The 22793-nt window shown below is 65.8% G+C and carries 27 protein-coding genes; 15 read left to right on the top strand and 12 right to left on the bottom strand.

What is annotated here, in order from left to right:
• Window positions 1-65: 65 nt before the first annotated feature.
• The 5 genes from rimM (at window position 66) to QX132_RS24040 (ending at window position 4393) form a co-directional block, all read left to right on the top strand.
• Window positions 66-659, top strand: a complete 594-nt coding sequence (rimM, locus tag QX132_RS24060; protein ID WP_315797892.1) for a ribosome maturation factor RimM — start codon at window positions 66-68, stop codon at window positions 657-659.
• A gap of 202 nt (window positions 660-861) precedes the next feature.
• Window positions 862-1638, top strand: a complete 777-nt coding sequence (trmD, locus tag QX132_RS24055; protein ID WP_316163064.1) for a tRNA (guanosine(37)-N1)-methyltransferase TrmD — start codon at window positions 862-864, stop codon at window positions 1636-1638.
• Window positions 1639-1747: 109 nt separating this feature from the next.
• Window positions 1748-2131, top strand: coding sequence for a 50S ribosomal protein L19 (gene rplS, locus QX132_RS24050; RefSeq protein ID WP_015663536.1), 384 nt, complete (start codon window positions 1748-1750; stop codon window positions 2129-2131).
• A gap of 448 nt (window positions 2132-2579) precedes the next feature.
• Window positions 2580-3986 (top strand): 3-isopropylmalate dehydratase large subunit, encoded by a 1407-nt coding sequence (gene leuC / locus QX132_RS24045; protein ID WP_315777296.1) that lies wholly within the window; start codon window positions 2580-2582, stop codon window positions 3984-3986.
• 191 nt (window positions 3987-4177) lie between these two features.
• Complete coding sequence (locus QX132_RS24040) at window positions 4178-4393, top strand: hypothetical protein (RefSeq protein ID WP_315770559.1); 216 nt, start codon at window positions 4178-4180, stop codon at window positions 4391-4393.
• 84 nt (window positions 4394-4477) lie between these two features.
• Here QX132_RS24040 and QX132_RS24035 read toward each other — a convergent pair whose 3' ends face one another.
• The 4 genes from QX132_RS24035 to QX132_RS24020 all read right to left on the bottom strand — a co-directional run bounded on the left by QX132_RS24035 (window position 4478) and on the right by QX132_RS24020 (window position 6679).
• Entirely contained in the window at window positions 4478-5122 is a 645-nt protein-coding gene (locus QX132_RS24035; protein ID WP_316163063.1) for a hypothetical protein, read from the bottom strand.
• A gap of 322 nt (window positions 5123-5444) precedes the next feature.
• Entirely contained in the window at window positions 5445-5720 is a 276-nt protein-coding gene (locus tag QX132_RS24030; protein WP_315740680.1) for a hypothetical protein, read from the bottom strand.
• A gap of 94 nt (window positions 5721-5814) precedes the next feature.
• Window positions 5815-6084, bottom strand: a complete 270-nt coding sequence (locus tag QX132_RS24025; protein ID WP_315777297.1) for a hypothetical protein — start codon at window positions 6082-6084, stop codon at window positions 5815-5817.
• Between the two features lie 286 nt (window positions 6085-6370).
• Complete coding sequence (locus tag QX132_RS24020; RefSeq protein ID WP_409997714.1) at window positions 6371-6679, bottom strand: hypothetical protein; 309 nt, start codon at window positions 6677-6679, stop codon at window positions 6371-6373.
• Window positions 6680-6822: 143 nt separating this feature from the next.
• On the opposite strand from QX132_RS24020, the gene QX132_RS24015 reads away from it, so the two are divergent.
• The 5 genes from QX132_RS24015 to QX132_RS23995 all read left to right on the top strand — a co-directional run bounded on the left by QX132_RS24015 (window position 6823) and on the right by QX132_RS23995 (window position 9729).
• A complete protein-coding gene (locus QX132_RS24015; RefSeq protein ID WP_315740677.1) occupies window positions 6823-7221 on the top strand; it encodes a metallopeptidase family protein in 399 nt (132 codons plus the stop codon).
• An 89-nt stretch (window positions 7222-7310) separates the two neighbouring features.
• Window positions 7311-7913 carry a 3-isopropylmalate dehydratase small subunit gene (gene leuD / locus QX132_RS24010; RefSeq protein WP_315777298.1) on the top strand — a complete coding sequence of 201 codons (603 nt, stop codon included), beginning with the start codon at window positions 7311-7313 and terminating at the stop codon, window positions 7911-7913.
• Between the two features lie 81 nt (window positions 7914-7994).
• Window positions 7995-8795, top strand: a complete 801-nt coding sequence (locus QX132_RS24005) for a hypothetical protein (RefSeq protein WP_316163062.1) — start codon at window positions 7995-7997, stop codon at window positions 8793-8795.
• Window positions 8796-8906: 111 nt separating this feature from the next.
• Window positions 8907-9323 carry a DUF6455 family protein gene (locus QX132_RS24000; protein ID WP_315740675.1) on the top strand — a complete coding sequence of 139 codons (417 nt, stop codon included), beginning with the start codon at window positions 8907-8909 and terminating at the stop codon, window positions 9321-9323.
• 34 nt (window positions 9324-9357) lie between these two features.
• Window positions 9358-9729: a cytochrome c gene (locus tag QX132_RS23995; protein WP_315781693.1), complete on the top strand. Its 372-nt coding sequence runs from the start codon at window positions 9358-9360 to the stop codon at window positions 9727-9729.
• 4 nt (window positions 9730-9733) lie between these two features.
• On the opposite strand, the gene QX132_RS23990 is transcribed toward QX132_RS23995, so the two are convergent.
• The gene (locus QX132_RS23990; RefSeq protein ID WP_315740673.1) at window positions 9734-10612 is read right to left on the bottom strand and encodes a CoA ester lyase; all 879 of its coding nucleotides are present in this window, start codon (window positions 10610-10612) and stop codon (window positions 9734-9736) included.
• Between the two features lie 101 nt (window positions 10613-10713).
• Between QX132_RS23990 and QX132_RS23985 the strand changes: the two genes are divergently transcribed.
• The gene (locus tag QX132_RS23985; RefSeq protein ID WP_315740672.1) at window positions 10714-11358 is read left to right on the top strand and encodes a carbonic anhydrase; all 645 of its coding nucleotides are present in this window, start codon (window positions 10714-10716) and stop codon (window positions 11356-11358) included.
• A gap of 66 nt (window positions 11359-11424) precedes the next feature.
• Here QX132_RS23985 and QX132_RS23980 read toward each other — a convergent pair whose 3' ends face one another.
• Both QX132_RS23980 and QX132_RS23975 read right to left on the bottom strand, forming a co-directional pair.
• Entirely contained in the window at window positions 11425-11967 is a 543-nt protein-coding gene (locus QX132_RS23980) for a TIGR00645 family protein (protein WP_315770572.1), read from the bottom strand.
• A gap of 34 nt (window positions 11968-12001) precedes the next feature.
• A complete protein-coding gene (locus QX132_RS23975; protein ID WP_315740740.1) occupies window positions 12002-13036 on the bottom strand; it encodes an aspartate-semialdehyde dehydrogenase in 1035 nt (344 codons plus the stop codon).
• Window positions 13037-13150: 114 nt separating this feature from the next.
• On the opposite strand from QX132_RS23975, the gene QX132_RS23970 reads away from it, so the two are divergent.
• Window positions 13151-13954, top strand: a complete 804-nt coding sequence (locus QX132_RS23970; protein ID WP_316163061.1) for a hypothetical protein — start codon at window positions 13151-13153, stop codon at window positions 13952-13954.
• Window positions 13955-14182: 228 nt separating this feature from the next.
• The gene (locus QX132_RS23965; RefSeq protein ID WP_315740669.1) at window positions 14183-14566 is read left to right on the top strand and encodes a hypothetical protein; all 384 of its coding nucleotides are present in this window, start codon (window positions 14183-14185) and stop codon (window positions 14564-14566) included.
• A gap of 981 nt (window positions 14567-15547) precedes the next feature.
• On the opposite strand, the gene leuB is transcribed toward QX132_RS23965, so the two are convergent.
• Entirely contained in the window at window positions 15548-16660 is a 1113-nt protein-coding gene (gene leuB / locus QX132_RS23960) for a 3-isopropylmalate dehydrogenase (protein WP_316163060.1), read from the bottom strand.
• Window positions 16661-16932: 272 nt separating this feature from the next.
• Between leuB and QX132_RS23955 the strand changes: the two genes are divergently transcribed.
• On the top strand, window positions 16933-18129 hold the full coding sequence (locus QX132_RS23955; RefSeq protein ID WP_316163059.1) for a YbfB/YjiJ family MFS transporter: 1197 nt from the start codon (window positions 16933-16935) through the stop codon (window positions 18127-18129).
• 164 nt (window positions 18130-18293) lie between these two features.
• Here the strand turns inward: QX132_RS23955 and QX132_RS23950 are convergent, their stop codons facing one another.
• From QX132_RS23950 to QX132_RS23940, 3 genes are all read right to left on the bottom strand, one after another.
• Complete coding sequence (locus QX132_RS23950) at window positions 18294-19076, bottom strand: molybdopterin-dependent oxidoreductase (RefSeq protein ID WP_315715877.1); 783 nt, start codon at window positions 19074-19076, stop codon at window positions 18294-18296.
• Between the two features lie 14 nt (window positions 19077-19090).
• On the bottom strand, window positions 19091-19744 hold the full coding sequence (locus QX132_RS23945; protein ID WP_316163058.1) for a cytochrome b/b6 domain-containing protein: 654 nt from the start codon (window positions 19742-19744) through the stop codon (window positions 19091-19093).
• Window positions 19745-19944: 200 nt separating this feature from the next.
• Complete coding sequence (locus QX132_RS23940) at window positions 19945-20499, bottom strand: fasciclin domain-containing protein (protein ID WP_316163057.1); 555 nt, start codon at window positions 20497-20499, stop codon at window positions 19945-19947.
• Between the two features lie 481 nt (window positions 20500-20980).
• On the opposite strand from QX132_RS23940, the gene QX132_RS23935 reads away from it, so the two are divergent.
• Window positions 20981-21349 (top strand): hypothetical protein, encoded by a 369-nt coding sequence (locus tag QX132_RS23935; protein WP_315777311.1) that lies wholly within the window; start codon window positions 20981-20983, stop codon window positions 21347-21349.
• 12 nt (window positions 21350-21361) lie between these two features.
• On the opposite strand, the gene QX132_RS23930 is transcribed toward QX132_RS23935, so the two are convergent.
• The gene (locus tag QX132_RS23930; protein ID WP_315770588.1) at window positions 21362-22549 is read right to left on the bottom strand and encodes a DNA topoisomerase IB; all 1188 of its coding nucleotides are present in this window, start codon (window positions 22547-22549) and stop codon (window positions 21362-21364) included.
• Window positions 22550-22793 lie beyond the last annotated feature (244 nt).

Raw genomic sequence — 22793 nt, 5'->3', positions numbered from 1 at the left:
GAGGAACTGGCTCCTCCTCCTGAGGAGCGCGCGTTCGAGCGCGTCTCGAAGGACGAGGCACGCTGATGTCCAAGCTCATTTGTGTCGCCAGAATCGGCGCCGCGCACGGCGTGCGCGGCGAGGTTCGCTTATGGGCTTTCACCGAGGATCCGCTGGCCGTGCTGCATTACGGCCCGCTCACGACCAAGGACGGCAGCCGTTCGTTCGAGGTCGCGAAAGCGCGCGAGGCCAAGGACCATCTGGTCGCAACCATCAAGGGCGTCACCGACCGCAATGCGGCCGAACGCCTCAACGGGCTCGAGCTCTACGTGCCCAGAGACCGCCTGCCCGAGACGGCTGACGACGAATACTACCACGCCGACCTGATCGGCCTCGCCGCGGAGACCGCTGACGGCGCGCAGCTCGGCCGCGTGCTCGCCATCCATAATTTCGGCGCCGGCGACATCATCGAGATCGCCCCGCCCTCGGGCAACACATTGATGCTGCCGTTCACCAATGCGGTGGTGCCGACGGTCGATCTTGCCGGCGGCCGCGTGATCATCGAGCTGCCAGCGGAGATCGAGGGCGATGATGAATCGGCCTCGGATGAGTTGGCCTCGGATCAAGACGACGCCGCCTCAAACTCCGCTCGTCGTCCCCGCGAAAGCGGGGACCCATAACCACCGCAGCTGGTTGGTTCACGCGGGATTGACCGCCTGCCTGTTTCAAACATCACGCAGTATGGGTCCCGGATCGGCGCCGCGACGCGCGGGTACGCGTCACGGCTTGTCCGGGACGACACCGGTAATGGAGAGTTGCATCAGTTGGCCAGCGCCGCTGCGGGGGCTCGATCTCACCGCGCCGGTGCCGTAACAGAGCATCATGACCGCTTCGCCTTCCGCCCCTCCCACGCCCTGGCACGCCACCGTGCTTACCCTGTTCCCGGAGATGTTCCCAGGGCCGCTTGGCGTCAGCCTGGCCGGCCGGGCGCTGGCGTCCGGCATCTGGGCGCTGGAGGCGCGCGACATCCGGGCGTCGGCCACCGACAAGCACCGCAGCGTCGATGACACCCCCGCCGGCGGCGGGCCCGGCATGGTGCTGCGCGCCGACGTGCTGGCCGCCGCGATCGACGCCGCTACCATCGCGCCTGAGCGGCCGCGGCTGCTGATGAGTCCGCGCGGTCGGCCCCTGACACAGGCCTTCGTCCGCGACCTCGCCGCTGGCCCAGGTCCGCTGATCGTCTGCGGTCGCTTCGAAGGCATCGACCAGCGCGTCATCGATGCCCGCGCGCTGACCGAGGTCTCGATCGGCGACTACGTGCTGTCGGGCGGCGAGATCGCCGCCCTGGTGCTGATTGACGCCTGCGTCCGGCTGCTCCCAGGCGTGATGGGCAAGCTCGAATCGGGCACCGACGAGAGTTTTTCCGATGGCCTACTTGAATACCCGCAATACACCCGGCCCCAACTATTCGAAGGCCGGACCATTCCGGATGTGCTCACCTCGGGTGACCACGCCAAGGTCGCCGCTTGGCGCCGCGCCCAGGCCGAGGCGCTGACTGAAGCGCGAAGGCCGGATTTGTGGGCCGATTGGCAGGCGCGCGACGGCCGAGAACAAAGAGGGACCGGCCAAAAAGAGCCAAAAAGCACGACAGACGGGTGACAAGCCTCGCGCTTTGGCTTATAGGAGCGCCCAATTCCGCAAGTGACGGCAGGAACAAGCGCAGCCCCCGCGTGACCCGGCTGGGCGCGCCGCCGATGGAGATTTACCCGTGAACCTGATTCAGCAGCTCGAAAAAGAGCAGTTCGACAAGCTGTCCGCCAACAAGACCATTCCGGAGTTCGGCCCAGGCGACACCGTGATCGTCAACGTGAAGGTGGTCGAAGGCGAGCGCACGCGCGTGCAGGCCTATGAGGGCGTCTGCATCGGCCGGTCCGGCGGCGGCATCAACGAGAGCTTCACGGTGCGCAAGATCTCCTATGGCGAGGGCGTGGAGCGCGTGTTTCCGATACTGTCCCCCATGATCGACTCGATCAAGGTCGTGCGCCGCGGCAAGGTGCGTCGCGCCAAGCTGTATTACCTGCGTCAGCTGCGCGGCAAGTCGGCCCGCATCGTCGAGAAGCAGGACCGCCAGCAGACCGCCGTCAACGAGTAATCGTTGCTTTCAGTGGGTTGACGGAGAGCGCGGGCTGGTCCCGCGCTTTTTCTTTTACGCTGCTGTCATTCCGGGGCAGCCCCGAAGGGGCTGAGCCCGGAATCTCGAGATGGCCTGATCACCTCGGGATTCCGGGTTCGCGTCTTCGACGCGCCCGGAATGGCGGCGGAGAGATCGCGCGTCCTCACCGCGACAAACGCATCTCGCACTCCCCGGCGTGCGTGCTATATATCCCTCTGAAATGGTTCTAGATCGCACCAGCATGGCCTGTCGCCGCGTCGTCATCGACGATCGCCGCCGGCTGCCCGGGCGGTTCTTCGGACGCTTCGCCACCTCGGCAACATCAGAGCTTAGGCGCGCGCTGTAAGCCGCAGCGCCATTCCTGATTGTTCACGCGTGCCCCTCACGCGTCCTGTTTCAAACCTTAAATTCCCGGGAGCATTCGCTCATGTCGAAACCGACCACGCTGTACGACAAGATCTGGAACGACCATCTGGTGCACGAAGCCGAGGACGGCACCTGCCTGCTCTACATCGACCGTCACCTGGTGCACGAGGTCACCTCGCCGCAAGCGTTCGAAGGCCTGCGCGCCACCGGCCGCAAGGTGCATGCACCGGAGAAGACGCTCGCCGTCGTCGACCACAACGTGCCGACCACCGACCGCACCAAGCCGAACCCTGATCCGGAGAGCATCGAGCAGATCAAGACGCTGGCCGAGAACGCCAAGGAATTCGGCATCGAATATTACAACGAGTTCGACCGCCGCCAGGGCATCGTCCATGTCATCGGCCCGGAGCAGGGCTTCACGCTGCCCGGCACCACCATCGTCTGCGGCGACAGCCACACCTCGACGCATGGCGCGTTCGGGGCGCTGGCGCACGGCATCGGCACCTCCGAGGTCGAGCACGTGCTGGCGACGCAGACGCTGATCCAGAAGAAGGCGAAGAACATGCGCGTCACGGTTGACGGCGTGCTGCCGGACGGCGTGACGGGCAAGGACATCATCCTCGCCATCATCGGCGAGATCGGCACCGCGGGTGGTACCGGCTACGTGCTGGAATATGCCGGCGAGGCGATCCGCGCGCTATCGATGGAAGGCCGCATGACCGTCTGCAACATGTCGATCGAGGGCGGCGCACGAGCCGGCTTGGTCGCGCCCGACCAGAAGGCGTTCGACTTCCTGCGCGGCCGTCCCAAGGCGCCGAAGGGCGCGGCCTGGGATGCGGCGATGCGCTACTGGGAGACGCTGCGCTCCGACGACGGCGCGCATTTCGACCATGAGCTCCGGCTCGACGCCGTCAAGCTGCCGCCGATCGTGACCTGGGGCACCTCGCCCGAGGACGTGATCTCGGTAACCGGCGTTGTGCCCGATCCGGACAAGATCGCCGACGAGGCCAAGCGCATCTCCAAGCATCGCGCGCTGAAGTACATGGGCCTGACCGCGGGCACGAAGATCACCGACATCAAGCTCGACCGCGTCTTCATCGGCTCGTGCACCAACGGTCGCATCGAGGATCTGCGCGCCGCAGCCAAGATCGCCGAAGGCAAGACCGTCAGCGGCCACGTCAATGCGATGGTCGTGCCGGGCTCGGGCATCGTCAAGGAGCAGGCGGAAGCCGAGGGCCTCGACAAGATCTTCATCAAGGCCGGCTTCGAATGGCGCGAGCCAGGCTGCTCGATGTGCCTCGCCATGAACCCGGACAAGCTGGCGCCCGAAGAGCGCTGCGCCTCGACCTCGAACCGAAATTTCGAGGGACGCCAGGGCTTCAAGGGCCGCACCCACCTGGTGTCGCCCGCGATGGCTGCGGCGGCCGCGATCGCAGGGCACTTCGTCGACGTGCGCGACTGGCGCTGACGTCATCTCGCTGCTTCACATCCGGCACGGCGGCCGGTCTACAAACGAGCGCGATGGCTTCACCAAGCCGTCGCGTTTTTCATTTCACCTCAACATCGACACAGTTCGGCAATGGCTTCTTAAGTCTCAGCGCGCACAATCCTACCGCCGGACGCGCTGCGTCTGCAGAGGAACGTGCCGAGGAGCCTGACATGGCCGACAAGCCGGAATACGTCGACCTCATCCGTGATGCGACGCGCCAGCGCCGGAAGACGCCGCCCGCCAAGATCATTGCCCAGCCCGAGGCTCCGAGGGAGGAGCGGCGGCTGTCGAACTGGCCGCCCGGCCGCTTTGCCAAATGGCGCCTGGAGACGCTGGTGCCTTGGAAGCTGAGCGTGAGGAACTGGCAGTTCAAGGACTGGCTCTGACCGCCGCGCCCCACTCATCCCCTTGAAATGAGAGAAGGACGCCGTTGAGCGTCCTTCCCTGTCTCGTTCGAACTTCAGACACCGTCAGTAGTAGCGCCAATGGTGCCGGTGGTGGCGATGATGCCACCGGTGATGAGGACGCCAGTGATGACCCCGCCAACGCCGATAGTGGCAGATGCGGCGCGGCCCGTAATAGGTCCAGACGACGCGACAACGGCGATAAGGATAGTAGTAGCCCGACGTATAGACCGGCGTGTAGTAGCTGCGATAGCCGTAGAAGTGCCGGCGGTGGTGATGGAAGTACGGCCGGTAGGCATAGTGCGGACGATAATGATAGCCGCCGCCATGGAACACCGGCCGCGGGCCGAATCCGCCGTGAAAGGCCGGGCCGCCGCCGTGGAAGACGGGACGCGGACCACCGCCTCCGAAGGCGTGGCCGCCGCCGCCATGGAACGCCGGGCCACCGCCGCCGCCGTGGAAGGCCGGTCCGCCGTGAAATCCACCACCGCCGGGATGTCCACCGCCGCCACCCCCGCCATGGCCGCCGGGTCCTCGGACCTGAACGGCCAACACGTCGGAGGGCGCCTGCGTCGCAGGCCCGGCGCCGGGACTCACCGGCGACATCGCAAGCGCCGGCCGGCCGGACGCGCCGGCCAAGAGAAACAATGTCGCCGCCGCAAGACTGAGGCGACGAGCCAGACCAGCGCGCTGGTCCTTCATCCTCATCATGGTCCCTTCTCCCTGAATGCCGTGCAACGATGGACCCATGCAGCGCCGATGCTGGTCGTCCGATCGGTGGATTGGCGCGCCCCAACATGAACGTAGAGATAGCGACGTGAATGCGGCATGAATGATGCTCGTCAGTGATGCACGGTGCACGCGCATCTGCGGCGTGGCGTCGCGGCAGAGGAGATGCACGTGAGCCTCTAGGTCGTCCTGCAACTCAGGATCACGGATGCCGACGCAAGGGCTGACGCGCTGCTCGTGCGGGGACTTCGCAACTAACCACGCGCAGGCATTTGCTCCGCGAACGCGACGCGCTGACATGGCCTCAATCGTAGAACGGCGTGAACAGAACCAAGGGGCCCGGCGGATAGGCCGGCGCGTAGTCCGTGGGACGGTCAAGATAGTGGGGCACCTCCGCCGTCGACACCACGGGCTTCACTCTGCGACCCTCCCGGCGCGGGCCAGGATCCGTTGCGGTCTGACGCGCCTGCGTGACGGCGGGGCCTGCGGCGACAGGAGAGGTGGCAGCGGAACTCGCGAGCAGCATCGCCACCGTGACGATGCCGATCCCGAGCCAGGTTCTGTTGACTGATGGTTTCATGGCGAACCTCGTTGCCAGCCCCCATCAACGTACAGGCCCGCAATGCGGGCCTGTTTGATTTCGGTCATTGTCTCGATCGGCCGGAAAGCGCGGCTTACCAGCGGCCGTGATGGCGATATCCGTAGTGATGCGGCCGCCAGTGATGCCGCGGATGATAGTAATGCCGAGGATAGTAGTAGCGCCGGGGATGCCAATGGTGGCGGCCGTGCCAATGCACCTGCGTGGTCTCCTGCACCGTGCCCTGCTGCACCGCGGTCGCGGCGCCCGGATTGATCAGCGACAGCGCCTGCGCGCGTTCGGCGGGGGCAGCCATCGCGAGAACGGCGCCAACCGCCGCGATGCCCAACAGCTTCATCACAGTCATGAACTTCTCCCTCGATCGCCTGACATCACGTCCGGCACCGTACATTCCGCCTTGTCAGTTGCCTGAAGGGCGGCCGCAGCAGCGCGACGCAGACCAGTCTCGAACGAGCGACGTGAATGGGACATGAAGACCTGCGCAGGAGCAGAATGCCGATATGTCGCACATGGTTCCACCGCAGTGCGCGACATATCGGCACTGTGTCCGGACGGTAACATCAGGCACCGTCGCGATCGCGACCGAATCACGTGCGCGCTTGCCGAGCCGATCAGTGCGCGGGACCCAGGAGTCAGCCGCGTCGCCAGACGCAACTCATATGCGGGACGATCACGGTGCCGCTCGGCCGATGCTCTGGAACATAGGTGGCATCGCATACACGAACCGCGTTCGGACCCGGATTGAAGCGCGGCACCACGTCCGGCTGCCAATGACCCTCGTAGCGCGGATAGATCTGGATTCGTCGTTGCCGGCGCTGTGCGGAGAGATCCGTGCTCATCTCGCTCTGGACGGCGCCGCGTACGCCCGCGGCCTGCTCCGCTTGCGCTCCCGCCGAGATCGAGATCACGACCGCCGCGGCCAGCGCCGTCCCGGCCAGCACCATCGACATCTGTCTCATCTGTCCCCAACCCCCAATTCGCGCGCCAAGACGGTCGCCGTTTTCATCCCCTGCGTCAACCGGCGCCGCCCCACATGTCATAGAACCAAGATGCAAGATGATCAAAGCCAGGCTAGAAGGCGGCAATGTGGACGGATCTGAAAGCCCCATCGCTCGCCGACATGGAAGTCATGGCGCACGAGATGTTCGAGCGTCTGCCCGAGCATTTTCGCAGGCTTTGCGAGGGCGTCATCATCCGGGTCGACGACTTTCCGACCGAGGAGGTGCTCGACGAGATGCAGGCCGAAAGCGAGTTCGACCTGCTCGGCCTGTTCCAGGGCACGGGACTGCCGTTTCGCAGCAATGACGACCTGCCCCGGCTGCCCAACATGATCTGGCTCTACCGCCGTCCGATCCTGGATTACTGGGCCGAGCACGACGAGAGTCTTGGGCACATCGTCCGCCACGTCCTGATCCACGAGATCGGCCATCATTTCGGAATGTCCGACGACGACATGGAGGCGATCGAGGCGTCCGTCGACTGACGACCCGGCGATAGCACCGGGATTTTGACTTTATCCGCCCTGCCGTTCGGGCTAAACAGCGGCCTGCCCGTATTCTCGAAGGTGCCCCGATGGACAAGTTCACCACGCTGGAAGGCGTCGCCGCGCCGCTGAAGATCATCAATGTCGACACCGACATGATCATCCCCAAGCAGTACCTGAAGACCATCAAGCGCACCGGCCTCGGCAAGGGCCTGTTCTCGGAGCAGCGCTACAAGGACGACGGCAGCGAGAACCCGGATTTCGTGCTCAACCAGCCGGCCTATCGCAATTCCAAGATCCTGGTCGCCGGCGACAATTTCGGCTGCGGCTCGAGCCGTGAGCACGCGCCCTGGGCGCTGCTCGACTTCGGCATCCGCTGCGTGATCTCGACCTCGTTCGGCGACATCTTCTACAATAACTGCTTCAAGAACGGCATTCTGCCGATCCGCGTGTCGCAGGCCGATCTCGACAAGCTGTTCGACGACGCCGAGCGCGGTGCCAACGCGACCTTGACGGTTGATCTCGCCAACCAGGAGATCCGCGGCCCCGACGGCGGCACCGTCAAGTTCGACATCGATCCGTTCCGCAAGCACTGCCTGCTCAATGGGCTCGACGACATCGGGCTGACGCTGGAGAAGAAGGCCTCGATCGACAGCTACGAGGCCAAGCTGGCCGAGCGCGCCTGGGCCTGAGCCCCGCTTGAAGGCAGAGAGTTCGCGGGCCCCGGACCTCGTCCGGGGCCTTGTTTCGAGAGCAGCCCAGCAGGTCCGCCGTTGACGCGTGTATTGCCAGAGGTCGTCACCTTCTGGCGCGGGCCGCTCGACCGGCTGCGCCAGACCTGCCTGCGCTCGCAGCTCTCCGCCGGCCACAAGGTCACCGTCTACAGCTTCGACCCGCTGCCCGGCCTGCCCGACGGCGTCGGCAATGCCGAGGCCGAGGCGGTCCTTCCTTACGCATTCTCCGAACGTCTCAGGCCGCCGCAGCCCGACGGCAGCTGGCGCGATTGGACCACCTTGCAGTTCAGCGACTTCTTCCGGATGCGGCTGATGGCACAGCGCGCCGGCCTCTGGCTCGATGCCGACGTGCTGCTGCTCAGGCCGGTCGAGATCGATCCGGCTCTGCCCTACTTCGCCTGGGAGCGTCCGCGGCAGCTCGGCAACTCCGTGCTCTACCTGCCGCCGGACGATCCGATCGTCGCCGAGTTCGCTGCGCTGATGGCGCAGGACGAGCTGACGCCGAACTGGCTGTCGCTGCGTCATCGCCTCACCTATGCGATGCGCCGCCTGCGCGGCGGCTCCGACCGCCTCTCGGACATCCGCGTCGCCATCTTCGGCCCTGCCGCGCTGACGGCGCTGGCCCGCCGCCACGGCTCGCTGCGCCACGCGCTGCCGAAGCGCAGCTTCTACGCTGTCCATGCCGAGCCGAAGGCGTTCTTCGATCCCTCTGACTTCTCCGGCCTGATCGGCGATCCCGCGATCATCGGCCTGCACATCTCGCCGAAGGGCCGCGGCGGCGAGGCGCCGATCCCTGGCAGCCTCTATGCATGGGCGGCCGAGCGATTTGCCCCGCGCTGACCTTCGCCGCGCAGCTTTGCGGCCTGCGCAGGACCGATTCGCTGCTTGATCTACCGCAACGTCCGCGCGTCCACCCGGTGATTGATTGCGAACAATCATCGGAGACGTGTCATGACCGTAGACGCCAAGCCCTATCCGCGGGTTCAGTTCCTGATCGATACGTTCGCACAATGGCTCCGGCACCGGCGTGAGCTGAGCGAGATCCGGCAGCTGGACCGCGACGATTTCGAGCGCATCGCGATGGACCTGCAGGTCACACCGGCGGATCTCGACGAGCTGGTCCGTCACGGCGAGCACGCCGCCGACGAGCTGCCCCGGATGCTGAAGGCGCTCGGCATCGACGAAGCCTCGCTGGGGCGCGCCGAGCCGCTGGTGCTGCGCGACATGGAGCGCGTCTGCGCCATGTGCAAGGACAAGCCGCGCTGCCATCGCGATCTTGCCGCCGGCACGAGCGCCGAGCACTATGAGGAGTACTGCCTCAACGCCCCGACCATCGACCGCCTGGGCACCGCCGCGGTCAAGCACTGATCGCCGTCTCCCTCCCACTGAGCGAAGCAACGCGATGAGCCTGCCCAAACTGTACCGCAACACCTGGCTCCATGTCGGCGTCGCGATCCTGCTCGCGCTCGGCGCGATGCTGCTGATCCGGCTGCACAATGCCGGCGGCGTGACGCCCGCGGCCGACAGCGTGCAGGCCGGCCGCAAGCTGGCGGAGGCCTGGTGCAGCACCTGCCACGCCATCGACACGAGCGGCGCGCGAAGCCAGACCACGACCGCCCCCGACTTTGTGGCCGTCGCCAACATGCCCTCGACCACCGAGCTGTCGCTCAAGGTGTTCCTGCAGAGCAGCCACCCGACGATGCCCAACGTCATCCTGACCGCCGAGCAGCGCGGCGACTTGGTCAACTACATCCTCAGTCTCCGCCGCATCTGACGCCTCACTTCGCCACAGCCGCGATCGCATCGGCGATCGCGATCGTGCGCCGCGCCATCTCGGCATGCAGCCGCTCGACCATGCGGCCGTCGATCTGGATCGCGCCGCGCGAAGCATTCTCCGGCAGCTCGAACGCAGCGATGATCTTGCGTGCCGCGGCGACCTCGTCGGCCGGCGGCGTGAAGATCGCGTTGCAGGCATCGATCTGGCCGGGATGGATCAGCGTCTTGCCGTCGAAGCCGAGATCGCGGGCCTGGATGCATTCCTGCGCGAAGCCGTCGGTGTTGGCGAAGTCGCTGTAAGGCCCGTCCAGAATCTCCAGCCCATGAGCCCGCGTCGCCAGGATGCAGTGGCTGATCATCGGCAGCATCGTGGAGCGGCCCGGCAGCATGCGGATGCGGGTCTCGCGCGAGATGTCATTGGGCCCGAACACGAAGCCGGCGAGCCGCGAGCCCGGCTCGTGCACCGTGGCCGCGAGCAGATCGGCATCGAGCACGGCGCGCGCCGTCTCGATCATGGCCCAGACCTTCAGCGCCGGATCTGCCCCGACCTCGGCCAGACGATCCGTGACCAGACGAAGGTCCTCGACGGTCGACACCTTGGGAACGAGGATGCCGTCCGTCGCCGCTTGTCCGGCCATGGCGACGTCGTCGCTCCACCACGCCGTATCCAGGCTGTTGATACGGATCAGCAGTTCCCGCTTGCCGTAGCCATCGGCCGCCACCGCCTTGGCGATCTGGTCGCGGGCGGCGGCCTTGGCATCCGGCGCCACCGAATCCTCGAGATCGAGGATCAGCCCGTCGGCCGGCAGGTTCCGCCCCTTCTCCAACGCACGCGCATTGGAGCCGGGCATGAACAGGAGACTGCGGCGCGGGCGGATCATTTCGGCGTTTCCCTTGGTTTATCGACGCGGCCCGCGATACCATTTCGGGAGCCAGGCCGAAAGGCTTGTTCCCGGAAGGCGCATGTGTTTAGGCAAGGTCCATGATCTCGTTTCCGCAACGCCTGCTCGAAGGCTATCGCGCCTTCGCCACCCAACGCCTGCCGACCGAACAGAGCCGTTACCTCGAGCTCTCGGAGCGCGGCCAGTCGCCCGAAGTCATGGTGATCGGCTGCTGCGACTCGCGCGTCTCGCCCGAGGTGATCTTCGACGTCGGCCCCGGCGAATTGTTCGTGCTGCGCAACATCGCCAATCTGGTGCCGATCTATCAGCCCGACGCCAACGCGCACGGCGTGTCGGCGGCGCTGGAATACGCCGTCACCGTGCTGAAGGTGAAGCACATCGTCATCCTGGGCCACGCCCAGTGCGGCGGCATCCGCGCCTTCGTCGACAAGGCGGCGCCGCTGTCCCCGGGCGACTTCATCGGCCGCTGGATGTCGATGTTCATCAAGCCCGGCGAGGTCGTCGAACAGCGCACGCATGAGAGTTTCCAGGACTTCGTCACCCGGATCGAGAAGGCCGCGGTGTTCCGTAGCCTCGAGAACCTGATGACGTTCCCCTTCGTCCGCAGCCGGGTCGAGGCCGGCGACCTGCAGCTCCATGGGGCCTATTTCGGCGTCGCCGAGGGCTCGCTGTTCGTGCTCGACAAGGCCGCCAAGGAATTCAAGAGCGCGCGCGCTGGCGAATAGCGAATGGGGAGTAGCGAGGAGTTCATCGGCCCTATTCGCCATTCGCTCCTCGCTATTCGTCCCTGTTCAATGATCACCCGACCAGCGGTCCGACAGCGCGAGCATCACCGTCGACACCACGAAAGTCATGTGCACGCCGACCAGCCAGGCGAGCTTGGTCGAGTCGTAGCCGGCGTCGAGATTCATGAACGCCTTCAACAGCTGGATCGCCGAGATCGCGACGATCGAGGCGAGCAGCTTCTGCTTCAGCCCGGCGAAGTCGACCTTGGTCATCCATTCCGGCCAGTCCGGATGGCCGCCGGGATCGATGCGCGAGACGAAGTTCTCGTAGCCCGAGAACACCACGATCAGCACGAGATTGCCGGTCAGGCAGACGTCGATCAGGCTGAGCACGCCGAGGATGATGTCGCTTTCCTTGGCGGTGGGCAGATGAATGACACTCTCCCACAGCAGCAACACGAACTTGAACAAGAGCACCGCGAGGCTGATGACGAGGCCGACATAGAACGGCGCCATCAGCCAGCGGCTCTTGAACAGGAAGCCTTCGAGGCCGCGCTCGACCGGACCCGGGACGTGCTTGGCGGCTTCCGGCGGCACCTTCTCGCTCATCGTGTCCCGCGTCCCACCCTGACGACGTCTCCGCTCAGGCCGCCTTCTTCTTGGCCGTGATCAGCTTGCGGTTGATCAAGACCTCCGCGATCTGGATCGCGTTCAGCGCCGCGCCCTTGCGCAGGTTGTCGGACACGCACCAGAAGGCGAGACCGTTCTCGACCGTGCCGTCCTCGCGGATGCGGCTGATATAGGTCGCGTCCTCGCCGGCCGCCTCGTAGGGCGTCACGTAGCCGCCCGGCTCGTGCTTGTCGATGACGAGGCAGCCCGGCGCGTTGCGCAGGATGTTGCGGGCCTCGTCCGCCGTGATCGGATTCTCGAACTCGACATTGACGGCTTCGGAGTGGCCGACGAACACCGGCACGCGCACGCAGGTCGCGGTCAGCTTGATCTTCGGATCCAAGATCTTCTTGGTCTCCATCATCATCTTCCACTCTTCCTTGGTGAAGCCGTCTTCCATGAAGACGTCGATCTGCGGAATGACGTTGAAGGCGATGCGCTTGGGGAACTTCTTATTGACCAGCTCGTCATTGGTGTAGACGGCCTTGGTCTGCGAGAACAATTCGTCCATCGCATCCTTGCCGGCGCCGGACACCGACTGATAGGTCGACACCACGACGCGCGTGATCTTCGCCTTGTCGTGCAGCGGCTTCAGCGCGACGACGAGCTGCGCCGTCGAGCAGTTCGGGTTGGCGATGATGTTCTTCTTGTTGAAGCCGGCGGCGGCGTCGGCATTCACCTCCGGCACGATCAGCGGCACGTCGGGATCCATGCGCCAGGCCGACGAGTTGTCGATCACGACCGCGCCGGCGGCGCCGATCTTGGGCGACCACTCCTTCGACACCGAACCACCGGCCGACATCAGGCAGATGTCGACATCGGCAAAATCGTAGTGCTCGAGCGCTTTGACCTTCAGGGTGCGGTCGCCATAGGACACCTCGACGCCGACGCTGCGGCGTGACGCCAGCGCCACGACCTCGTCCGCCGGAAACTGGCGCTCATCGAGAATATTGAGCATTTCCCGTCCGACATTGCCGGTCGCGCCGACCACTGCGACTTTGTAACCCATCATTCACTCTCCGAAGAAATATGGCCGATCGCGCAACCAGGCGGAAACGGAAGCGGCAGCGCTTCTATGCGAGAAACGTCCCTGACACAACGTTACCACGATGTCTCGCATTCGATGCAGTCCGATTCGGCCAGAACAGCCGCAGCGCCCCGATCCGCGTCCGTCCTGCAGGGGCTCCAGAGCTTCGCGGACGAGGTCTGCGGCACATTTGCGCGCCTGTTCGCCTATGTGGGGGCTCTGGCGCTGATCGCCATGCTCGGCGTGGCCGGCTGGAACCATCTCGACGGCGGCGATGACACGTCGCCCGGCCGCGCCGGCTGGACCTTGGCCGACGGCGCCGTGCCGGCGTTCTCGCTCCGTCTCACCGACCAGCCCGACAGGACCGCCACCTACACCGTGCTCATCCATCCCGAAGGCGGCCGCAAGGACGTGTTGCGCTGGGGCGAACCCGCCGATCGCCCGGCCGCCGAACTGGAAGTCTACCGGCTCGGCGTGGAGCGCGATGCGCGCCACGACCCGCGCGCCGATCTCGCCCTCCGGATGGGACAGGGCACCGCCACCGAGCTCGAGACCGCCGGCGTGATCGACAGCCGGTTCGGACCGGTCAGCCTGGTGCGGCGGGCTGGGGCTCCCGAGGGCGCCGGAGCCTGCCTCGGCTTTCTCAAGACCATCGCCGAGCCGAGCTTGCGGATCTCCGGCTGGTCGTGCCAGGGCGTGACGATGCCGGCGCGCCGCGCCATGGTCGGCTGCATGCTCAACCGGCTGACCCTGCTGGCGCCCGACCAGAACCGGGCCCTGAGCCAGCTTTTCATGGGGACCGATCAGCGGCGCGGCGGTTGCGACGAACCCGCCATCGCCAGCGGCAGCGGCGATTGGGTGACTTCGACCGCCAATCCGAGGCTGCGCGGCGCCTTGTGAATGTCTGCCTGCGTCCGGATGTTGCTGGGCGTGACCGCATCCTATTCGACCCGTCAAACCCACGGGCAAGTGACGGATATTGATGCAACTTTCCCGCCACAGCAGGGATTTATCTTGCCCCTCGCCGCGGGAATGACCTTGTGATGCCACAGCCGACCCAGATATTGTGCGGGCCAAATCATGCGCATGGCGAGCGCCCGCCCCTTTTGGCGCGAGGAAGAGGACGTGATGATCGAATTTCCTGCTGCGACCCGGGTCATGGCCTTGGCGGTGATCGCCGCGACGGGCCTTGCCGTCACGTCTCTTGCCGCCACCTCGGCGGATGCCGCCACCACCAAGCGCCGTGCCGTTGCCGTCACCAACAACGGCAATCCGAACTATTCCTACCAGTCCGGCCCGCGCACCCGCATCTACATCACCCGCCGCTCGTTCCTCGACGGCGGCACCGAGGTGCTTCCGGGCGACCGCAAGTTCTCGGACTATGCGTTCCCGCCGGCTGTCGGCTACCCGTCGTTCGCGCGCGAGAATCTGAACCGTCCGATCGACCGCCAGCCGCTGATGGCGCCGTCCGATCTCGGCGGCTATCCGACCCGGATTCCGATCCCCTACTGAGGGCGGCCGCATCGTCAGATCATCAAGGCCGGGCCCCGCCCGGCTTTTTGTTTGTGAGCACGCCGACATCGCCTCTCTCCTCTCGTCATAGCGGGGAGCCAACGGGTCCGCGCAAAGCGCGGCCCGATGACCGGCTCCGCGACGACGCAATCCCGACTGCCGGCGCCGAGGGATTCTGGATTGCGTCGCTTCGCTCGCAATGACGGTGACATGCAATCTTGATCTCGCGACGCTGCCGCGTCCGAGTAATTCGGTACGTTCCGCCCTCATTGACAGCAAGGGCGCAGGGAAGGCCGAGCCTCGGCTGAGGCCCGTGGCCCCCGTGCGGAAAGAATGCACGGGGCAGGAACCACAGGTACAGCCGGATCGACCCGGCCCTCCCTGCGCGATGGATTACGACTTATACGCAGTCTCCTCGGTGTGCCGGGCTTGTTAGCCACCGTCGCTGCGCAGATCATCTTCCGCACAGCTTGGCATCAGCATCGGGATGCCGGGACCCTACGATTTCGTCGTCCTGCCCGAACCGTTCGTCCGCGCGCTCAGAGCACGCTGCGATTCCAACAGGCCACCGCATCCCCGCCTCACGCCTCGTGACGATCGCGAAACGCCCCTTGCAAGCGAGACGGGATGAGGGGAGAGGAACACGGATTCTGGAAAGACGAAAGCGAAATCCTTGGCGTCAGCAGGCTGGATCAACGCATCAGGTTGATCGCGCGGGCGAAATGAGTTTTTCGGCGCGGGGGATTCCGGGATGAACGATGCTCGTTCGCGGCTGCCGATCCAGATGGATCGCGCAAAATGACGAACTGATTTGCCCGACGGGCGGGCCGGCATGCGCCTCGCGCGCAGTCGATTCGAGACCGAACTAATGAGTTGAACGAGCTACACCCCCGGCGACAGTGCGCTCCCCTCCCCCTTGCGGGGAGGGGGGCAGACTGTCAGCGGGGTGAGAGCTGGGCTCGAAGGAGCATCCGCTCCCGACTACGCCGTGAGCTTCTCCAGCTCCTTGATGATCGCCTCGCCCATCTGGGCGGTCGTGGCCGGGGTCGAGCCTTCGGCCTTGATGTCAGCGGTGCGCAGGCCCGAGGCGAGCACGGCGGCGATGGCGGCGTCGAGCTTGTCGGCGAGCGCGCCCATGTCGAAGGAGTAGCGCAGCGCCATGCCGAACGACGTCAGCATCGCGATCGGGTTGGCGAGACCCTTGCCGGCAATGTCCGGCGCCGAGCCGTGCACCGGCTCGTACAGCGCGCGGCGCTTGTGGGTCTTGGCGTCGACCTCGCCGAGCGAGGCCGAGGGCAGCATGCCGAGCGAGCCGGTCAGCATCGCCGCGATATCCGACAGCATGTCGCCGAACAGGTTGTCGGTGACGATGACGTCGAACATCTTCGGATATTTCACGAGATTCATGCCGCCGGAATCGGCGAGCTGGTGCTCGAGCGTGACGTCCTTGTATTCGCGATTGTGGACCGCGGTGACGACCTCGTTCCAGAGCACGCCCGACTTCATGACGTTGCGCTTCTCCATCGACGTCACCTTGTTGCGGCGCTTGCGCGCGAGATCGAAGGCGACGCGGGCGATGCGCTCGATCTCATAGGTGTCGTAGACCTGGGTATCGACGGCGCGCTTCTGGCCGTTGCCGAGATCGGTGATGGTCTTGGGCTCGCCGAAATACACGCCGCCGGTGAGCTCGCGCACGATCATGATGTCGAGGCCCTCGACGATCTCGCGCTTCAGGCTGGAGGCATCGGCCAGCGCCGGATAGCACACCGCGGGACGCAGATTGGCGAACAGGCCGAGATCCTTGCGCAGGCGCAGCAGCCCCGCCTCGGGGCGGACCTCATAGGGAACACCGTCCCACTTCGGACCGCCGACGGCGCCGAAGATGATCGCGTCCGCCGCCTTGGCCTTGTCCATGTCAGCCTCGGAGATCGAGGCGCCATGGGCGTCATAGGCGGCGCCGCCGACCAGACCGTCCTCGGTCTCGAACGAGGCCAGCCCCTTGGCGTTGAGCCAGCCGATCAGCCGCTTCACCTCGGCCATCACTTCGGGGCCGATGCCGTCGCCGGGCAGCAAAAGGAGCTTCTGGGTCGCCATGGTCGTTGTCCTCACGGGGCTTGTCATGCCCGGGCCTGGCCCGGCATCCATCATGCTTGGGATTGCCGGCTTGCCGTCGATCAAATCGAGGGCAGGCGACCGGCAATGACTGGAGCTGTCAAAATCGGCGGAGTGCTAAAGCCCTCCTGCGCGGTTGGCAAGCCACCATTGCCGCCGCCCGTCTTCTGTAGTGCTGGACGACGCTATAGTGTGCTCGAAAATGGCGGCCGAGCAGCATGATTTGCCGGACATTCGCCGCGCCGGAGCATTTCTTGCCAAACTCCCCATCCGCCTCGACTCCGGTCCACCCGGCGTTGACCAACCTGACGCTGTCGCTCGGTCCCATCATCGGTCTCGGCATCGGCCGCTTCGCCTATGCGCTGGTGCTGCCGGACATGCGCGACACCTTGCACTGGTCGTATTCGGCGGCCGGCTTCATGAACACGGTCAATGCCGCCGGCTACCTGATCGGCGCGCTGATCGCCTCGCAGACGGCCCGGCGCTTCGGTGGTCTGGCCGCGGTGCGCGGCGGCACGCTGGCGGCTCTGGCCTCGCTCGTGGTCTGCGCCATGACGGGCGACTTCGTCGCGCTGAGCCTGGCACGGCTGGTGACGGGGATCGGCGCCGGCGTGGCCCTCGTCGTCGGCGGCGCGCTCGCGGCGCGGGTCGCCCTGGCGCGTCCGGCGCAGGCGAGCTTCGTGTTGAGCCTGTTCTATGCCGGACCGCCGCTCGGCATCGTCATCTCCGGCCTGATCGCGCCGTTCGTGCTGCAGGCGTTCGGGCCCGGCTCATGGTGGATCGTGTGGGCGGTGCTCGCAGGCGCCGGCGCGCTGCTGATCGTGCCGCTGCTGCTGATGCGGCTTCCAGCGAACGCCGCCATGCCGGAGACGCGGGCGGACCGCGTCTCGCTGCGGCCGATGGCAATCTACCTGTTCGGCTACTTCCTCTACGGCGCCGGCTACATCGCCTATCTCACCTTCATGATCGCCTATGTCCGCGACCTCGGCGGCGGCGCCGCGGCGCAATCCGGCTTCTGGTGCCTCATTGGCCTCGCCGGCTTCACCACGCCCTGGGTGTGGCGCCGCGTGCTGGCGCTCGATCGCGGCGGCTGGCCCACCGCCCTCATCCTCACCATCAACGCCATCGGCGCCGCCCTGCCCTCGCTCAGCCATTCGCCCGTCATGCTGACCTTGTCGGCCGCGGTATTCGGCATCGCATTCTCGACCGTGACCACGGCCACGACCGCCTTCGTGCGCTTCAACCTGCCGCAGAGCGCGTGGCCGCGCGCCATTGCGGCACTCACCATCTCGTTCGGCGTCGGCCAGACGTTGGGTCCGTTCGCCGTCGGCGCGATCACCGATGCGATGGGGAGCCTGACCTATGCGTTGAACGTGTCAGCGGCGCTGTTGCTGCTGGGCGCCGTGATGGCGGCGATGCAGGGGAAGTTGAAAGCAGCCGATCGAGCCTGATCGACAGTGTCGTCCCTGCGAACGCAGGGACCCATACCGCGGACACTATCGAGGGATCTGGCTGGTAGTTTCCTGCCTCTTCACGGCCGGTGGTTATGGGTCCCTGCGTTCGCAGGGACGACAGCGGAGATTGCGGCCGCCATCCGGGCTCGACTAGCTGGAGATCAGCTCCCGCTGAACGAATTGTACCCCTGGTCTTCCCAGTAGCCGCCCTTGTAGTCGTTGGTGACTTCCATCGCGACGACGTATTTCGGGTTCTTGAAGCCGAGCTTGGTGGGCACCCGGATCTTCATCGGATAGCCGTAGGCGCGCGGCAGGATCTGGTCGGCGAACTTGAAGGTCATCTGGGTCTGCGGATGCAGCGCGGTGCGCATGTCCAAGGGCGAATTGTAGCCGTCCTTGTCGGCGCAGTTGAACCAGACGTACTTGGCGCGCGTATCGGCGCCGATCAGCTTGAGGAAATCGCGCAGCGGCGTGCCGGTCCAGGAGCCGATCGCGCTCCAGCCCTCGACGCAGATGTGACGCGTGATCTGCGTCACCTGGGGCAGCGCGTGCAGCTCGGGAAGCGTCCACGACTTCTTGTTGTCGACGAGCCCGCGCACCTCGAGCTTCCAGTCGGCCGCATCGATCTCCGGCGCCTCGTCGAGCGTGTAGTAGGCGTTGAACGGGAACGGTTTCGTGATCGCGCTCTCCGGGAAGGTCGGCGCCAGCGCGTCCGGATTGAACATCCAGGCCTGCACCGCGTCGTTGAACTTCGAGACCTTCTTGAGCAGCTCCTCGGCGGTGTCGCCGTCGACGACGTCGCAGCCGGCGAGCAGGGTCAGCGCGCCCAGGCTGGCGCCGCCGGTGAGGAAGCGGCGCCGGGTGAGATCGGGCATCACCTTCAGCGAGTCCTTGATCAGGAGCCGCTTGTCGACGCCGGGAATGAGGAACGGACGTTTCGCCATGGCTGTCTCTCCTCTCAGCGGCCGATGATCATCGCGCGCAGGCTCTTCGGCACCAGCAGCGCGAGCAGGATGTGGATCACCAGGAAGGCGCAGATCAGCGCCATGCAGACGAAATGGACGTAGCGCGCCGCCGGATAGTCGCCGAACAGGCTCACCAGCCAGTGCAGCTGCACCGGCTTCCACATCGACAGGCCCGTGAGCACGACGACGATGCCGACGCAGATGATGCCGAGATAGAGCAGCTTCTGCACCGCGTTGTAGACGGTGAGGTCGTCATGGGCGAGCTTGAAGGTCAGCGCGGCCTTGAGGTCGGCGACGACGGACGCCGGCGAGATCGGCAGCAGCTTGCGGCGGAACCGGCCGGTGGCGAGACCGGTGACGAGATAGGCGAGGCCGTTCAGCATCAGCAGCCACATCGCCGCGAAGTGCCACAGCAGCGCGCCGCCGAGCCAGCCGCCGAGCGTGAAGCTGCGGTCGAAGCGGAAGTCGAACAGCGGCGAGGCGTTGTAGATCTGCCAGCCCGACATGATCATCATGATCATTGCGATGGCGTTGATCCAATGCATGACGCGCACCCAGGCCGGCTGAATGACCTTGGTCGCGACTCCGGTTACAGCTCCCCCGGTCGCCGCGAGGGTCGAGGGGGCGCTGGTGGTGGCGCTCGTCATGGCGGTCGGCTCCGTCGCTTGCATTCGTCACGGTAAGTATACGCCGGCTCGGCGGGCTCCGTTACGCTCCGGTACCGATCAAATCGATACGTGAAAACTATGGTGTTCACAAAAAAGCGAGCCGGGGGTCGCCCGGCTCGCTCCTGGTCACATCCGCGAGGAGGAGGAAGAAACGGATGTGTCCGGTGTCGCGCCGGGCCTCACGACGCCGGCATCAGCACGGTGTCGACCACGTGGATGACGCCGTTCGACTGGTTGACGTTCGGGATCGTCACCATCGAGGTGCCGCCCTTGGCGTCGACGATCATGACGTTCTTGCCCTCGCGCTTGACGGTGAGCTGCTCGCCCTCGACCGTCTTCAGCATCTGGCCGTCCTTCAGGTCGGACGCCTCGAGCTTGCCGGGCACGACGTGATAGGTGAGGATCTTGGTCAGCGTCGCCTTGTTCTCCGGCTTGACGAGGCTGTCGACGGTGCCGGCCGGCAGCTTGCCGAACGCGGTGTTGGTCGGCGCGAACACCGTGAACGGTCCCTTGCCTTCCAGCGTCTGCACGAGGCCGGCGGCCTTCACCGCGGCGACCAGCGTCGTATGATCCTTCGAGTTGACCGCGTTCTGGATGATGTTCTTCGACGGATACATCGCCGCGCCCCCGACCATCACGGTCTTCTCTTCGGCGTGCGCGGGCGCGACGAAGGTCGAGGTCAGCGACAGCGCGCCGAAGGCGGCGGCAGCGAGAAAGGCAATGCGCTTGGACATGGTTAGCTCCCTAATGAAGACGGCGGCAGAGCCGCGTGATGAGTTCGACTGCGACACCGATGCTGATCTTGAGCGGATGCGCTCTTGCGTCGTGTCAGGCCGAGCTACGCCGCGTTCGGAAGCGAGTTTCGGCGCATAATTTAACGTGATCCGTGAAACCTGCGGCGATCGAGATCGTCTCACCGACTCATTGAACGAGAGCCGCGCCGCAATGTCGCAGCCTGCTGCGAACTGATCACTCCACATCGGTCATTGGCCGATGCCGATGACCGATCATCGTCGTCATTAACTACAATGCGAGCCGAGCCCGGCCGAACCTGCCGAAAACATTGCGAGTAAGACTTTCTTAAGGTTGATTGGTCGGCACGGCGCCGGCTGCGGGAAGGGGATGTCCCGCACTGTCCGGCGCGATCGGCGGGGGTTTCCTACAGTGAACAGAACGATCTGGATTGCGGGGTTCTGCCTCGTGATAATCTGCTGCTTGCTTGCAACGAAGATGGTGCTTGCCGCGGTATCGCCCGGCGACATCGCGGGCGAAGCGACGTCGTCGCTGATCCGCGAGCCGATTCCCGGCGTTGATACGTTGAACGAGTCCGATCGCAGTTTCGAATCACCGCCGCTCGATCTCAACGAAGGCGCGCGCCTGCCGCTGCTCTCGAGGGCCGTGCGCGCGGAGGGACGTGGTGCGTCGGCTGCCCGCCGTGCCAAGCCGGCCAGCAAGTCGACCGTGCTGCGGCCGGCCAGGCGCGAGGCCGCGACGGTGAAGAGTGCGGCGGTGCCGTGCCGGCAGCTCGATCCGATCGCCCGCTTCCTTGCGTCGGCCAAGATCGGGGCGCGCTGCCAGGCTTGATCGTTAGCTGTGTCAGGCCGAGACGGCCGTCACCACTTGCGCCAGCAATTGCTCGCGCCGCGTCTGCGAGCGCTGGCCCTTCATGGTGGCGGCGAAGCGTTCGAGAATGCCGTCCTCGAACGCCGTGACGATGGTGTCGTGCACATAGCTGCGGCGGCAGATCGCCGGCGTGTTGGTGAGCTCGTCGGCGGCGGCGCGGATCGCTTCCAGGATCTGCTTCTTGCGGCCGCGCGCGCTCGGCGCCGGCGTGATCCGCGACAAGGTCTCCAGCGCGACGGCGGAGGCCATCAGCGTGCGGAAATCCTTCAGCGAGATCTTGATGCCGGCGATCTCGCGCAGGAAGGCATTGACCTGCGTGGTCGAGACCGCACGCACGACGCCCTGCGCGTCGCGATACTGGAACATGCGCCGGCCGGGCACGCCGCGCAGGATGCCGACGGCCCGCACCAACTTGGCGGCGTCGCATTCCTTGCGCACGGCCTTGCCGCCCTTGGCCTTGAAGGTGAGCACCAGGCTGTCGTCCTCGAGCGCGACGTTCGACTTCAAGAGCGTGGTGGCGCCGCGGGTGCCGTTCAGCCGCGCATAGGATTCGTTGCCGGGGCGGATTGCCGTGCGCGCGATCAGCTCGATGACAGCAGCGAGCGCGAACTCGCGCGTCGGCTCGTCGCCGGCGAGATGTTTCGACACCGCGCGACGGATGCGCGGCAGCGCGCCGACGAGCTTGGCGAGGCGATGCGCCTTGCGATGCTCGCGCACCTTCTCCCAGTCGGCGTGATAGCGGTATTGCAGCCGGCCGGCGGCGTCGACGCCGACCGCCTGCAGGTGCAGGCTCGGGTCGGGGGCGTAGCGTACCTCGCGATAGGCCGGCGGCACCGCCATGGCGTGCAGGCGGCGGATCGTGCCGGCGTGGCGGATCGGGGTGCCATTGGCGCGGATGAAGGTATAGCTCTTGCCGCGCTTGATGCGGCGGATGGTCAGCTCGGCCTGGTCACCGAGCTTCAGCCCGATGCGCTTGGCGAGCTCCTCGACCGAGGTCTTGGCATTGCCCTGGGCGTCGGCGGTCTTGGCGTGGGCCAGATCCTTCAAGGTCAGCTTGCGGCGCGGCGGCTTGGACGGCCACTGGCCCAGCGCTTTCGCGAGCGCGACCTCGGCGTCGGCCGGGCCGACCCGCGGGCTCTCGAAATTCTGCTGGTCCATCATTGCTTTAGACGCCCTGCCGTCGTGTTGATCCGCTCAATGCCCCGGAGTCCGGTTTGGTTCCGGCCCAGTTATCCACAGCTTCAAGGCGATTTAGGGCGTGATGGGCCGGATAGCGAGTCCCTAATTTTGGGCAAAGCGGTTTCAAAATACCGGGCAGCGACCCGATTCTGGGTAACCTTGATGCTGCTGATTGTCGCGACCTCTGCCGCGCGGCCGGCTGCCGCAACCTCCGCGCACAATTCTT

This window comes from Bradyrhizobium sp. SZCCHNRI20481 (genome assembly GCF_032485055.1).
GTDB lineage: Bacteria > Pseudomonadota > Alphaproteobacteria > Rhizobiales > Xanthobacteraceae > Bradyrhizobium.
Note: the sequence above shows the minus strand (reverse complement) of the source record. Positions and strands in the feature narration are given on the sequence as shown.